Source organism: Acidovorax sp. MR-S7 (genome assembly GCF_000400995.2).
Classification (GTDB): Bacteria; Pseudomonadota; Gammaproteobacteria; order Burkholderiales; family Burkholderiaceae_C; genus MR-S7.
Genome location: NZ_DF238927.1, coordinates 1 through 13,343, shown reverse-complemented (window position 1 = coordinate 13,343; position 13,343 = coordinate 1). Strand labels below are relative to the sequence as shown.

General features: G+C 68.9%; 15 protein-coding genes. 12 read left to right on the top strand and 3 right to left on the bottom strand.

The genetic code is table 11. The annotated features are described in order from the left end of the window. Positions 1-14: 14 nt before the first annotated feature. A complete protein-coding gene (locus tag AVS7_RS12100) occupies positions 15-803 on the bottom strand; it encodes an IclR family transcriptional regulator (protein WP_020228659.1) in 789 nt (262 codons plus the stop codon). After that, complete coding sequence (locus AVS7_RS12095) at positions 800-1,438, bottom strand: flavin reductase family protein (protein WP_020228658.1); 639 nt, start codon at positions 1,436-1,438, stop codon at positions 800-802. The genes AVS7_RS12100 and AVS7_RS12095 overlap by 4 nt, the downstream gene beginning before the upstream one ends. Before the next feature lie 204 nt (positions 1,439-1,642). Here AVS7_RS12095 and AVS7_RS12090 point away from each other — a divergent pair, with 204 nt between their 5' ends. From AVS7_RS12090 to AVS7_RS24895, 11 genes are all read left to right on the top strand, one after another. Beyond that, positions 1,643-2,623: a tripartite tricarboxylate transporter substrate binding protein gene (locus AVS7_RS12090; protein WP_034690815.1), complete on the top strand. Its 981-nt coding sequence runs from the start codon at positions 1,643-1,645 to the stop codon at positions 2,621-2,623. Continuing rightward, positions 2,581-3,015 carry a RidA family protein gene (locus AVS7_RS12085; RefSeq protein WP_049696909.1) on the top strand — a complete coding sequence of 145 codons (435 nt, stop codon included), beginning with the start codon at positions 2,581-2,583 and terminating at the stop codon, positions 3,013-3,015. The genes AVS7_RS12090 and AVS7_RS12085 overlap by 43 nt, the downstream gene beginning before the upstream one ends. 24 nt (positions 3,016-3,039) lie before the next feature. Continuing rightward, positions 3,040-3,933 carry an amidohydrolase gene (locus AVS7_RS12080; protein ID WP_020228655.1) on the top strand — a complete coding sequence of 298 codons (894 nt, stop codon included), beginning with the start codon at positions 3,040-3,042 and terminating at the stop codon, positions 3,931-3,933. Then, on the top strand, positions 3,930-4,799 hold the full coding sequence (locus tag AVS7_RS12075) for a fumarylacetoacetate hydrolase family protein (protein WP_020228654.1): 870 nt from the start codon (positions 3,930-3,932) through the stop codon (positions 4,797-4,799). The genes AVS7_RS12080 and AVS7_RS12075 overlap by 4 nt, the downstream gene beginning before the upstream one ends. Then, entirely contained in the window at positions 4,796-5,623 is an 828-nt protein-coding gene (hpaH, locus tag AVS7_RS12070) for a 2-oxo-hept-4-ene-1,7-dioate hydratase (protein ID WP_024001465.1), read from the top strand. The genes AVS7_RS12075 and hpaH overlap by 4 nt, the downstream gene beginning before the upstream one ends. Positions 5,624-5,625: 2 nt before the next feature. Beyond that, positions 5,626-6,426, top strand: coding sequence for an aldolase/citrate lyase family protein (locus AVS7_RS12065; RefSeq protein WP_020228652.1), 801 nt, complete (start codon positions 5,626-5,628; stop codon positions 6,424-6,426). Between the two features lie 198 nt (positions 6,427-6,624). Beyond that, positions 6,625-7,086 (top strand): MarR family winged helix-turn-helix transcriptional regulator, encoded by a 462-nt coding sequence (locus tag AVS7_RS12060; protein ID WP_020228651.1) that lies wholly within the window; start codon positions 6,625-6,627, stop codon positions 7,084-7,086. 19 nt (positions 7,087-7,105) lie between these two features. Next, positions 7,106-7,522 carry an organic hydroperoxide resistance protein gene (locus AVS7_RS12055; protein ID WP_020228650.1) on the top strand — a complete coding sequence of 139 codons (417 nt, stop codon included), beginning with the start codon at positions 7,106-7,108 and terminating at the stop codon, positions 7,520-7,522. A gap of 119 nt (positions 7,523-7,641) precedes the next feature. Then, a complete protein-coding gene (locus tag AVS7_RS12050) occupies positions 7,642-8,400 on the top strand; it encodes a metallophosphoesterase (RefSeq protein ID WP_020228649.1) in 759 nt (252 codons plus the stop codon). Then, a complete protein-coding gene (locus tag AVS7_RS12045) occupies positions 8,400-9,851 on the top strand; it encodes a bifunctional serine/threonine-protein kinase/universal stress protein (protein WP_020228648.1) in 1,452 nt (483 codons plus the stop codon). The genes AVS7_RS12050 and AVS7_RS12045 overlap by 1 nt, the downstream gene beginning before the upstream one ends. A gap of 261 nt (positions 9,852-10,112) precedes the next feature. Continuing rightward, positions 10,113-12,194: an IPTL-CTERM sorting domain-containing protein gene (locus tag AVS7_RS24895; RefSeq protein WP_020228647.1), complete on the top strand. Its 2,082-nt coding sequence runs from the start codon at positions 10,113-10,115 to the stop codon at positions 12,192-12,194. Positions 12,195-12,238: 44 nt separating this feature from the next. Here the strand turns inward: AVS7_RS24895 and AVS7_RS12035 are convergent, their stop codons facing one another. Further along, positions 12,239-12,919 (bottom strand): response regulator transcription factor, encoded by a 681-nt coding sequence (locus tag AVS7_RS12035; RefSeq protein ID WP_020228646.1) that lies wholly within the window; start codon positions 12,917-12,919, stop codon positions 12,239-12,241. 42 nt (positions 12,920-12,961) lie between these two features. On the opposite strand from AVS7_RS12035, the gene AVS7_RS12030 reads away from it, so the two are divergent. Then, a complete protein-coding gene (locus AVS7_RS12030) occupies positions 12,962-13,330 on the top strand; it encodes a 7TM-DISM domain-containing protein (protein WP_020228645.1) in 369 nt (122 codons plus the stop codon). The last annotated feature ends 13 nt before the right edge of the window (positions 13,331-13,343 follow it).

The following is a 13,343-nucleotide window of genomic DNA, read 5'->3' as shown; positions in this document are numbered from 1 at the left end:
CGCGCCGGCGCGCGTCAGCGCTGGCGCTGCCCGAGCTTCTCTCCGATGAGCCGCGCCTGCTCCTGCATCACCTGCACCACATGGGGCAGGCGGCTCTCGGTCAGGCGGGAAGAAATCGCCGTGACGGCGATGCCCGCCACGGTGTCTCCCGCAAGCGTCTGCACCGGAACGGCTACGGCGCGCGTACCGCGCACCACGCCCGTGGCCGTATAGGCATACCCCAGCATGCGGGCTGCGGCGCAGCGCTCCAGAATGTCCCGTGCATCGAGTCCCAGCCCCTTCAACCGGCCGGCATTGCGCTGCATCATCTCCACGGCCTCCGCGTAGGGCAGGGAGGCCAGCAGTACCACCCCGCTCACGCCAATGCCCAGCAGGCGGCGCGCGCCCACCTCGATCGAGAGAACCTTGATCGGATAGCTCCCCAGCGCCCGCGCCAGGCACACGGAGTCGTCGCCCTTGCGGATGGTCAGAAAAGCTGTCTCCCCCAGAACCTCTCCGATGTGATGCAGGTGCTGAGCCGCCAGCGAACGCAGAGGGAAACCCGCAGGCCGGGCCAGTCCCAGCAGCGACACCTCGGTACCGATCAGATACCGCCGCGTCACGGGTTGTTGCTCCACCGCGCCTTCCTCCACCAACGCACGCAGGATCCGGTGCACCGTGGGCCGGTTGAGACCCGTGGCCGAAGCGACGTCGGTCAGGCGCACCCCGCTTTCCTGCCCCGACGCCACGATGCGCAGCACCGCAATCGCGCGGCGGATGCTCTGCGCTCCGTCCTGTCCCGCGGGGAAGGCGAGGCCGGTCATCTCCCGGGAGCCAACACCGCCTTCGGTGTCTGCGCCATCGCGCGCAGGGTGACGATTTCACCCAGCGTCGCGTAGTTGGGGCCAGCGATGCGGCACACCGGGTCGAGGGCGCGGGTGTCGATCTTGCCGTCCTGCAGCAAGTCTTCCCGCACATGGAATGCCGTGACCACCCCCACGAAGAATTCGGCGCCCGTATCCCCGAAGGGAATGACGCGATCGAGCCGGCATTCCATGCTCACCGGCGCGTCGGCCAGGCGCGGCACGGCGATCGTTTCACTGGCCGCCGTGGCCAGTCCGAGCAGTTCCGCCTCGCTCACATCGGGCGCGTGCTCGGCGCTGCTCTCATGGATGGCGTGCATGTGCCCCCGATGCCCGATGTTCACGACGAATTCGCTGCTCGCCAGGATATGCGCCCCCGTGTCCTTGCGTGCCCCTGCCTTGCGGCCGATGTTCACGCCCAGCATCGGCGGCTTGTTGGAAACGAAGGTGAAGCACGAAAAAGGCGCCAGGTTCACCACGCCCGCCTGCGACAGCGTGGTGATCCAGGCGATCGGGCGGGGCACCACGATGCCGCTCATCAAGCGATAGGTGGCTTCGGGAGCGAGGGTGTCGGCACGCAGGGTCGTATGGGTCATGGCGGCAGCGGTGTGGGTTTGCGGAGCGCTGAAGGGATTGTGCGGAGCACGGGGCCCGCGCCGCCATGGTCACGACGCCTTTCGTTCCACATTATGGACAAATCCGCCATTCCGCCATTGCTGCCTCCAGACCCCGAAGCCTACGATTTGTGCCAACGGATGCACCGTCCGCCCCATCGCAAAAAAAGCCCAGGAGACATGCCCATGCAACGTCGAACCCTTCTTTCCCACGCTTTGCTGTGGGCCTGCGCGGGAGCCGCGCCGCTGGCCATCGCACAGACCGGTGCATGGCCCGACAAGCCCGTCAAGCTGGTGCTCCCCTACCCTCCCGGCGGCAACGTCGATGGCGCAGCGCGCATCATCAGCGAGCAGCTGCAGCAGCACTTCAAGCAGCCGTTCATCGTGGACAACCGGCCGGGCGCGGGCGGGATGATCGCGGGCGAGGCCGTCGCCAAATCCGCTCCCGATGGCTACACCTTCTTCATGGGTGCCAACGGGCCGATCCTGTTCTCGCCGCTGATCTTCAAGCGCAGCCTCTACGACTGGAAGAAGGACTTCGCACCCGTATCGTCCGTCTCGTTCACACCGCTGCTGCTGCAGGTGAACCCGTCCACCCCCTACAAGAGCATGGCGGATCTGCTCGCGGCGGCCAAGGCCAATCCGGGCGCCATCACCATGGCGTCTCCGGGAGCGGGCACGACCAATCACCTGGTGAGCGAATACCTGCAGCGCGAGAGCGGCGCGCGCTGGACCACCGTGCACTACAAGGGCAACGCGCCGGCCACCACCGACCTGCTGGGCGGCCAGGTGCAGTTCAACTTCGACCAGCTGTCCGTGGCCCAGCAGTTCCTGCAGAGCCACCGCACGCGCGCCCTGGTCGTCACCTCGCCGAAGCGCCTGCCGCAACTGCCCGACGTTCCCACGCTGGCGGAGTCCGGCTTCCCCGGGTTCAGCGCGGAGACCTTCACGGGCATCCTGGCGCCCAAGGGAACACCCGCCGCCATCGTGGACAAGCTGGCGGACGCGCTGCGGCAGATCCTGTCCGACAAGGGCGTGCAGGATCGCTTCACCGCGCTCGGCTCCGAAGCGCGCGCCACCACGCCCGCGCAGTTCACCCAATACCTCACCCAGGAAGACAACCGATGGACACCCATCATCAAGCAAGCGGGCATCACGGCGGATTGAGCGCCCCGGCGGGCCGCACCAGCATCTACATCGAAGGCTTCAGCCACAAGAACCCGATTCCGGCCGCCTGCCGCATCGGGCCGCTGGTGGAAAGCGGCAGCGTGCTCGGCACCGACCCCGCCACGGGCCAGATCGCCGACGGCATCGAGGCCCAGTGCCGCTGCATGCTCGACAACATGCGCCGCATCGTCGAGGCGGCCGGCGGCAGCACCGCCGATATCGCCAAGGTCACGGTGTGGATGAAGGATCGCACGCAGCGTCCCGCACTCAACGTGCCGTGGCTGGAGATGTTCCCCGACGCGGCATCGCGTCCCGCGCGCCATGCCATCCACGCGCCCGATCTCGACATGGGCAAGCTCATCGAATGCAGCTTCACGGCCTACATCGTCTGAACGCGCCCCACCACCCATCCCGCCATGCCCGACTATCTCCCGTTCGACCCCGCGCCCCGCGCGCCGCAGCCGCTTCCGCCCGCGCTGGCGTGCGACAGCCAGTTCCACGTTTTCGGCCCGCGCGAACGCTATCCCGTGCGCCCGGGCGCCGCCTATGAAATGCCCACGGCGACCTGGCAGGCGGCGCATCAGCTGCACGCCACGCTGGGCGTGCAGCGTGGCGTGATCGTGCAAGCCACCACCTACGGCGCCGACCACCAGGTGGTGCTGGACGCGCTGGCCGGCCTCAACGCGGGCAGCCCCCCCCACCGCTACATGGCCTGCGCCAACGCCGCCGTGCTCGTGGAGTGCGACGACGCCTATCTGCAGCGGCTGCATGACGCCGGCGTACGCGGCGCGCGCTTCACGCGCGGCGGCCTGGGCATCAGCTTCACGCCGCAGCAGCAGGAGCGCGCACTGGCGCGCGTGCGCGAGCTGGGCTGGTACGTCAAGGTACAGCCGGAGCCGGGCGGCATCGCCGAGCAGATGCAGGCCTTCCTGCACCTGCAGGACGTGCCGGTGCTCATGGACCACATGGGCCGTGCCAACCCCGAGCTGGGCGAGGACGATCCCAGCCTGGCCTGCATCCTGGAGCTGTTCCAGCGCGGCAACTTCTGGGTGATGCTGTCGCTGTCCGAAAAAATCTCGCGCCAGGGCGCACCCTGGGACGACGTGGTGCCCCTGGCGCGCCGCCTGATCGGCGCGGCCCCCGACCGATGCGTCTGGGGCAGCGACTGGCCCCATCCCGTATCGGTCAAGCAGCCTCCCAACGAGGGCGACCTCCTGGAACTGCTCTACCGCTTCGCGCCCGATGCAGACACGCTGCGCAAGATCCTCGTCACCAATCCCGCCCACTTCTTCGGTTTCGATACTCCATGAAGCTCGCCAGCTACCTCCATGAAGGCCGCCCCGGCTGGGGCGCCGTGGTCCACGGAAACCGCATCGTCGAACTGGATCGCCGGATGGCGGAGTTCGACTCGGTGGCATCGCTGCTCGCAGGCGGCGACGCGGCGCTGCGCCAAGCCCGGTCGCTGGCCGAGCAAGCGCCACCCGGCCTCGATCTGGCGGCCGTGCAGCTGCTCCCGCCCGTGCCAGCCCCGCGCAAGATTTTCTGCATCGGCGTCAACTACGCGCACCGCAATGCCGAGTACAAGGACGGCAGCGATCTACCCAAGTACCCCAGCATCTTCATGCGTGTGCCCGACTCTTTTGTGGGTCACGGCCAGGCGCTCGTGCAGCCCCATGAATCGCAACAGCTCGACTACGAGGGCGAGATAGGGCTGGTGATCGGGCGCGGCGGCCGCCGCATCCCCCAGGCACAGGCGCTGGCGCACATCGGCGGCCTGACCTGCGTGAACGAAGGCACCATCCGCGACTGGGTGCACCACGCCAAGTTCAACGTCACGCAAGGCAAGAATTTCCACGCCTCCGGTGCCGTCGGGCCCTGGCTCGCGACGGCCGACGAATTTCCCGAGGGCTTCGGCAACGTGCGCGTGCGTACCCGGGTCAACGGCGAGCTCCGCCAGGACGACACCACTGCGAACCTGATGTTCGACTTCGCCTACCTGATCCATTACCTCTCGACCTTCACGGCACTGGAGCCCGGCGACCTCATCGTCACCGGCACGCCCATCGGCGCGGGCATCCGCTTCGACCCGCCCCGCTTCCTGCGGCCCGGCGACGTGGTGGAGGTGGAGGTCAGCGGCGTGGGCACGCTGCGCAACAGCGTGGAGGCCGAGGCATGAGCGCACCACACATGTCCCTGTCTCCCGCGCAGTTGGAGGCGGCCGCCGAGCAATTGGAATCGGCCGAGCGCACGCGCACGCCCTGCCGCCAATTCTCTTTGCAGTACCCCGGCATGGGCATCGACGACGCCTACGCCGTGCAGGCCGCCTGGATGGACCTCAAACTGCGCCAGGGCCGCCGCGTGCTGGGGCACAAGATCGGCCTGACCTCCAAGGCCATGCAGCGCGCCGTGAACATCGGCGAGCCTGATTTCGGCACGCTGCTCGACGACATGTTCTACCGCGACGGCGCCGCGATCTCCACGGAGAAGTTTCTGCAATTGCGCATTGAGGCCGAGCTGGCCTTCGTGCTCGGCAAGCCGCTGTCCGGCCCCCACTGCACGCTGTTCGACGTACTCGACGCCACCGCGTACATCACCCCAGCGCTGGAGATCCTGGATGCGCGCATCCAGCGCGTGGACCCTGTCACCGGCAAGACACGAACCGTTGTCGACACCATCTCCGACAACGCGGCCAACGCGGCGCTGGTCCTGGGCGGGCGGGCCTTCAAGCCCCAGTTGATCGATGCGGACCTGCGCCGCATCGGCGCCATCGTGAACAAGAACGGCGAGGTGGAGGAAACCGGCCTGGCCGCCGGCGTGCTGAACCACCCGGCCTACGGCGTTGCATGGCTTGCCAACCGGCTGCACCGCCACGGCATCCAGCTGCAGGCGGGCGAAGTGGTACTCGCAGGCTCGTTCATCCGCCCCATCGACGTGGGCCAGGGCGACACCGTGGTGGCAGACTATGGGGAATTCGGCACCGTTTCCTGCCACTTCGGATAGACATGCCCCTGACCAATACCTTCAAACACGCCCTGGCCTCGGGCCAGGCCCAGATCGGCCTGTGGTGCACGCTGGCCTCGCCCTACGCGGCGGAGCTGGTGGCCGGATCGGGCTTCGACTGGCTGCTGCTCGACACCGAGCACACGCCCGCCGACGTGCCCCTGGTGCTACAGCAGCTGCAGGCCGTGGCCGCCGAGCCGCTTTACCGCACGCACCCCGTGGTGCGCGCAGCATGGAACGACCCGGTGCTGATCAAGCGCATCCTCGACATCGGCGCGCAGACGCTGCTGCTGCCCTTCGTGCAGAACGCGGATGAAGCCCGCGCCGCCGTGGCCGCCATGCGCTATGCGCCGCGCGGCATCCGGGGCATGGGCGGCACCATGCGCGCGTCGCACTACGGGCGCGACATGGACTACGTGCGCGATGCCGAGAAGGAACTCTGCCTGCTGGTGCAGGTGGAAACGGCCGAGGCGCTGGCGCAGCTCGAGGCCATCGCCGCCGTCGATGGCGTGGACGGCATCTTCATCGGCCCGGCCGACCTGTCGGCCAGCATGGGCCACCCGGGCAACGCCAACCACCCCGAGGTGCGCGCGGCCATCGACGATGCGGTCCGCCGCATCCGCGCAGCCGGCAAGGCGCCGGGCATCCTCATGGTGGACGAGGCCCGCGCGCGCGAATGCCTGGCACTGGGCGCGCAGTTCGTCGCCGTGGGCATGGACATGATCCTGCTGCGCAACGCGGCCGACGGCCTGGCCGCCGCCTTCCGGCCCGGCGCGCGCGGCGCAGTGCAGACCGCGTACTGAGGCCCCCGCACACGGCACCGCCCCTGGTTCGGCCTTCCGCCGCCAGTGGCGGCCCTATTTCAAGAAAAATCAGCCTCTAGCGCTTATCCATAAAGCGCTAGCAGCTCCTTTTTCAATAGCAACTCAAAAAACCTCGCATCCAGAATGGATGCATACAATTCAATTGCACGCAATTTAATTGCACTTCACAATCCACCCATGCCTTCGCGCTCCCATTCCCTGCCACCCGCGTCCGAGCTGCTGCGGCTCGACCACCAGGTCTGCTTCGCGCTGTATTCCGCATCGCTGGCCATGACCAAGCTCTACAAGCCGCTGCTGGACGCGCTCGGCCTCACCTACCCGCAGTATGTGGCGCTGCTCGCGCTGTGGGAGCGCGACGGGCTCACCGTCTCCGAACTCGGCCAGCGCCTGTTCCTCGACTCCGGCACGCTCACCCCGCTGCTCAAGCGGCTGGAGGCGGCCGGCCTCGTGGCCCGGCTGCGCGACGTGCAGGACGAGCGCCGCGTGCGCATCACGCTCACGCCGCAGGGCCGGGCGCTGCGCGAACGCGCCGAGGACATCCCGCGCTGCGTGATGGAGCGCAGCCAGTGCGACGTCTCCGAGCTGCAGGCGCTCACGCGCCAGCTCACCACCCTGCGCGACCGCCTGGCCGCGCGCTGACCCTCCGAAAGGAAACACCATGGCCTCCCTCGACAAAGTTCTCTACACCGCCCGCGTCCACACCACCGGCGGCCGCGACGGCGCCGCGCGCACCGACGACGGGCGCCTGGACGTCAAGCTCTCCTCGCCCGGCGGCAGCGGCACGGGCACCAACCCCGAGCAGCTCTTCGCCGCGGGCTACTCGGCCTGCTTCATCGGCGCGATGAAAGCCGTGGGCGGCAAGCTGGGCATTGCAGTGCCGCAGGACGTGGCGGTAGACGCCGAAGTGGACCTGGGCACCATTCCCAACGCCTACGGCATCGCCGTGCGCCTGACGATCAGCCTTCCGGGCCTGGAGCAGGGCCAGGCGCAGCAGCTCGTGGACGCCGCCCACCAGGTGTGCCCCTACTCCAACGCCACGCGCGGCAACATCGACGTGACCCTGGCGCTGGCCTGAGACGGCACCCGCCACACGCGACGCCCTCGCGTTTTCCCTAGGCCCCGCGCTCCGCGCTGCAAGCCAGCGATCAGCTTCCGGGGCCATCATGGAGGGCTGCCACCGCACGCTGCCCCGCCATGAAGATCGCCCTGCTGTCCGACATCCACGCCAATCTGCCCGCGTTCGACGCCTGCCTGGAGCACGCCCGAGCGCACGGCGCGCAGCAGTTCGCCCTGCTGGGCGACCTGGTGGGCTATGGCGCGGACCCCGGCGCCGTGCTGGACCGGGCGATGCAGCTCACCGGCGCCGGCGCGCTCGCCGTGCGCGGCAACCACGACGATGCCGCCCTGGCCCCGCCCGCCACCGCCCAGAACCTGGGCGACCAGAGCGCGCAGTGGACCGGGCCGCATCTGCAGGAGCACCACCGCGCCTTCCTGGCCGGCCTGCCGCTCACCGCCCGCATGGGGCCCGACGCGCTGCTGGTGCATGCCAGCGCCGACGGCCCCGAGCGCTGGCACTACGTGACCGACGGCAACGCCGCCGAGCGCAGCATGGCCGCCGCCACGCAGGTGGACCCGGCCATCCGCTACGTCTTCAGCGGCCACGTGCACGAGCAGGCGCTCTATTTCCTCACGCCCACGGCCAAGCTCATGCGCTTCTCCCCGCAGCCCGGCGTGCCCGTGCCCGTGCCGCCGCACCGCCAGTGGCTGGCCATCGTGGGCTCGTGCGGCCAGCCGCGCGACGGCGACGTGCGCGCCATGTATGCGCTGTTCGACGAGGATGCCGCCACCCTCACCTTCCGCCGCGTGCCCTACGACCACCTGGCCGCGGCCGCGGCCGTGCGCGCGAGCGGGCTACCCGCGTTCTTCGCTGATCGCCTGGAAAAGGGCCGCTGATGAAACTGCTCGAACCCGGCACCGAGATCGACGGCTTCGTGGTGCACGAGTGCATCCACGCGGGCGGCATGGCCCACATCTACCGCGTGGGCTACGCCAGCACCGCGCGCGACCCGGGCTTCGCCATGGCGATGAAGATCCCGCGCATGACGGCGGGCGACGGGGCCGAGAACATCGTCAGCTTCGAGGTCGAGCTGACCATCCTGCCTACGCTCTCGGGCCCGCATGTGCCGCGCTTTGTGGCGGCGGGCGACCTGGTGCGTCTGCCCTACCTCGTCATGGAATACGTGGAGGGCCACACGCTGCAGCACTGGATCGACACGCACGAGCGCGGCGACGCGCTGGCCGACGCAGCCGCCATCGCGCGCCTGGGCGGCGCGGTCGCCATCGCCGCGCACAGCATCCACCAGCAGAACGTCTGCCACCTGGACCTGAAACCGGCCAACGTGCTGCTGCGCGCCGACGGCAGCGCCGTGCTGCTGGACTTCGGCCTGTCGTGCCACGCCCACTACCCCGACCTGCTGGCCGAGGAGATGCGCAAGGCCGTGGGCTCGCCCGCGTGGATCGCGCCCGAGCAGGTCGTGGGCGTGCGCGGCGACCTGCGCAGCGACATCTTCGCCATCGGCGTGATGCTCTACGAGATGGCCACGGGCGAGCTGCCCTTCGGCGCGCCCGCCACCCAGGGCGGCCTGCGCCAGCGCCTGTGGATGACGCCCGCCCCACCGCGCCAGCACCGCCCCGACCTGCCCGAGTGGCTGCAGGAAATCATCCTGCGCTGCCTGGAGCCCGAGGCCGCGCAGCGCTACCCCACGGCCGCGCACCTCGCATTCGACCTGACGAATCCCGACCAGGTGCCCATCACCGAGCGCGGCCGGCGCCTGCGCGGGCCGGGCGTGCGTGCGCACCTCAAGCGCTGGATCAAGGCCGCGGGCATGCACTACCAGCCCAGCCCGCTGCCCGAGCGCCAGATCGCGGAGGTGCCCATCCTCATGGTGGCCGTGCCGCACAACGACGTGACCGACGCCACGCTCTACTCGCTGCGCGAAGCCGTCGCGCGCTCGCTGGGCATCCGCCCCGGCGCGCGGCTGGCCTGCGTCACGGTGATCTCGCCCGGCGCCAGCAGCACCTCGGACAGCGCGCGCAGCGAGACCACGCTGCACCGCCAGCACCTCGCGCGCCTCAAGCAGTGGGCCTCGGGCCTCGATCTCACGGGCCACGCCGCGAGCTACCACGTGCTCGAAGCCAGCGACGTGGCCCAGGCCCTGGTGCGCTATGCCGAGGGCAACCGCGTGGGCATGATGATCCTGGGCGCGGCCACGCACGGGCTACAGCTGCAGCGCTTCATCGACACCGTGCCCATCCGCGTGGCGCGGGATGCGCCGTGCACCGTGATCCTGGTCAAGCAGCAGCTGCCGTTCGAGCAGTTGCACACCAGCCATCAAGAAGCATAGCTGCCAGCGCTTTCTGCACAATGGTTTGAGGCCGATTTGGCCTCAAACTTTTTTTCTTACGCGCTCAGATTCGCTCAGATTCGCAAGTGTTTCAGCTTGTAGTCTTTTCTGCGGCCGAACACCCGGCTTTCGAGAAGAAACATGAACCACTCCCTCCCTTTTTGCGGCCCCATGCGCGCCTGGCTCGCAGCCCTGGTCCTGGCCTAGTGCGGTAGCGCCATCGCAGCATCCCCCTATACCGACGGCCAGGCTGCCACCCTGGTGCTGGGGGCGGACAACTTCACCACCGCAGGCGGCGGCGCGTCGGCCTCCCGTTTCGAATACCCCTCGGACATCTGCATCGACGCGACCACGGGCAAGGTGTTCGTAGTGGTTTACGGCCAAAACCGTATCCTGCGCTTTTCCTCCGCCCAGGCCGCCACCATCGGCGGCGCAGCCGAGGCGGTGTTCGGTCAGCCCGACTTCACCAGCACCACGGCCAACAACGGGGGGCTTTCAGCGAAATCCCTGAATGCGCCCATGTACTGCGCCATGGATAGCAGCGGGCGGCTTTTCGTGACCGACACCATGAACCTCCGTGTGCTGCGCTACGACAACGCCGCCACCAAGACCGACTTCGCGGCCGCGGACGGCGTGCTGGGCCAGGCTGATTTCACAAGCTATGCCACGGACACCACGGCCCATCGCTTCGGCCCCCTTACCCCAACCAGCTTGGCCCTCGGCCCCAACGGCGATCTCTACGTCAACGACCCCGCCAACAAGCGGGTGCTGCGCTTCAACAATGCTGCCGGCAAATCCAACGGCGCCGATGCCGATGGCGTGCTGGGCGCAGCCAACTTCACCACGGTAGGCGCCAGCGCGATCTCGGCGTCTTCCGTCAGCGGAGCCCTGGGTCTCGCGGTGGATGCCGGCGGCAACCTCTACGTGAGCGATATCGACTACCGCCGCATCCTGCGCTTCAACAACGCCTCGACCAAAAATAACGGAGCGCCAGCCGACGGCGTGCTCGGCGCACCCGACCTGCAAACGGGCGGCAGCGGCACGGCATCGCGTTCCAACATGAGCAATTCGGTCTGGATCATCAACGTCCTCCCCGACGGCGCGCTGTACGTATCAGACGCCGGCAACCACCGCGTGCTGATCTTCGACAACCCCGCCCAAAAGCCCAACGGCGCCGACGCCGACCATGTGCTGGGGCAAAGCGACTTCACCAGCAGCAGCAGCAGACTGTCGGCATCGAAGATGAACGGCCCGGAAAGCCTGCGCTACCACGCCCAGACGGGCTACCTCCTGATCGCCGACGGCAGCAACAACCGCATCCTGGGGTTCCGCCCCGTCAACGCCGGCCCCACGGCCACCGGAGTCACCGTCACCGGAACACCCCAGGAAGGTCAGCCGCTCACAGGCAGCTACACCTACACCGACACAGAGAACGACCCCGAGGGCATGAGTACCTTCCAGTGGAAGCGCGGCGCCACGGCTGTCGGCGGCGCCACCAGCCTGCAGTACACGCCCGTCGCGGTCGACGTGGGCTCAGTGCTCACCTTCTGCGTCACGCCCGTGGCCAGCACTGGCACGGCGGCGGACGTACAAGCATGCTCCGCCCCCTCGGCCGCCGTCGCCGCGGCGCCGGTCGATGGTGCCTGCGGCAGTGCCGCCGGTCAGCCCCGCGCCATCGCCCCGGCCGCCAACCTATGCAGCGCCGGCACGCCCGGTCCGGTGTCTAGCGCGGGCAGCCTATACACATGGCAGTGCCAGGGCCAGAATGGCGGCAGCCCCATCAACTGCCAAGCCCCCTGGGCGAATGCAGGCAGCGGCAGCGCCATGGTGGTTCTGACGCCCACGAACGGCTGGCAGGTGGACAACGCCACCATCAGCGCCACCCCGCCCACGGGCGCGGACGCGCTGGACGGCGCCACCTTCCCGGCCGGGGTGCTAGCACTGAACCTGAGTTCTGGCACCCAGGGCAGCGATGCCACCGTCACCCTGCACTTCACCAGCCCCATCCCCGCGGGCGCCGTGTACATGAAGTACGGCCCCAGCCCCGACGGCTTCAACTGCCAGGGCAATGCCTGCACCCAGGACCATTGGTACGAACTGCCCGCCTCGCGCGTCGCCATCGCGGGCGACCGACTGAGCGCCACACTGACGCTGACCGACGGCGGCCTGGGCGACCATGACGGCGCGGCCAACCAGTTGATCCAGGACCCGGGCGGCTTCGCGCTGCTGGCCGCGCCCGCCGGCGCGCAGGCCATTCCCACGCTCAGCGAGTGGGGCGTGCTGCTGCTGTCGGCCCTGGCGGCGGCCTTCGGCCTGCGCGCGGCGCGGCGGCCTCGCTTCTGAAAGAGCAGCAAACAGCTCTTGAATGGAAAGGGTTTGGGGGCGTTTTACCCGATGGCAGCGGGAGCATAGAAGCAGTAGCCGCTACCGCGCAGGGTCTTGACGGGCAGCCGCTGGCCACTTTCATCCTGCACCTTGCGGCGTAGGCGGCGCATTTGCGTATCGAGGCGGCGCTGGTCGTAGTCGAAGTAATCAGCACCCAGCGCCTGCACGATCTGGCGGCGGCTCACGCTCTCGCCAGCCGTGCGCATCAAGCATTGCAGCACCAGCAGATCTTGCCGCGACAGCGCCACCGGCGGGGCACCAGGCGGAGCGAGGCGGCCCGCGCCCAGTTCCAGCCGCCAGCGCGCCTCGCGCCGCTGCAGGCCCAGGCGGCGCGCCAGCGCGGCCAGCGTCGCTTCCAGCTCATCGAGGTCGCAGCCCTTACCCAGGTAGTGGTCAGCGCCCGTTGCCAAGCCGTCGATGCGGTCAGCGCTCGTGTTGCGCGCACTAAACACCACAATGCCCAACTCCTGCCCGCCCTGGCGCAGCTGCTGGATCAGCGCCAGGCCGCTGCCGTCGGGCAAGCCGATGTCGATGACCGCCAAACGGTGGCGGCGCGCATCGAAATGGCGCTCCCACTCCGCCAGGCTGGCAACGCACTGCGGCGCATAGCCGGTCTGCTCCAGGAATTCGCCCAGCTCCGAGCGCAGCACGGGTTCATCTTCGAGAAGGATCACGTCGATCATGCAAGAAAAGGCGGTACGCTCGCGCCCGCCCCTGGAATCGGAATGCGAAATTATCGTGCGCTCATCGTTGCCCTGGCGCTGCTGCTGGCGCTGCCGTGGACGCACGCCCAGGCGCCACAGGCGCCCCGAATGCCCGCGCCGCTACTGCTCGCGCCCGATGCCCACCGGCTCCCCGCGGCCGGCCACCTCGAACGCCTGGACGATGCGGCCGGTACCCTCGGCGCCGCGCAGGCGGCCCAGGCCCAAAGCTGGCAGCCCCTGCCCGGTCACCTGAGCGCGGGCTACACCCAGGCCACCGTCTGGCTGCGGTTGCGGCTGCACGCCCCGCAGCCCGGCCAGTGGATGCTGCTGCTAGAGCGTGTTATGAACTTGATAGCGCCTGCGGTAGATTCGCCCAATGGCAAGGCGTAAGCAGTATCCGACG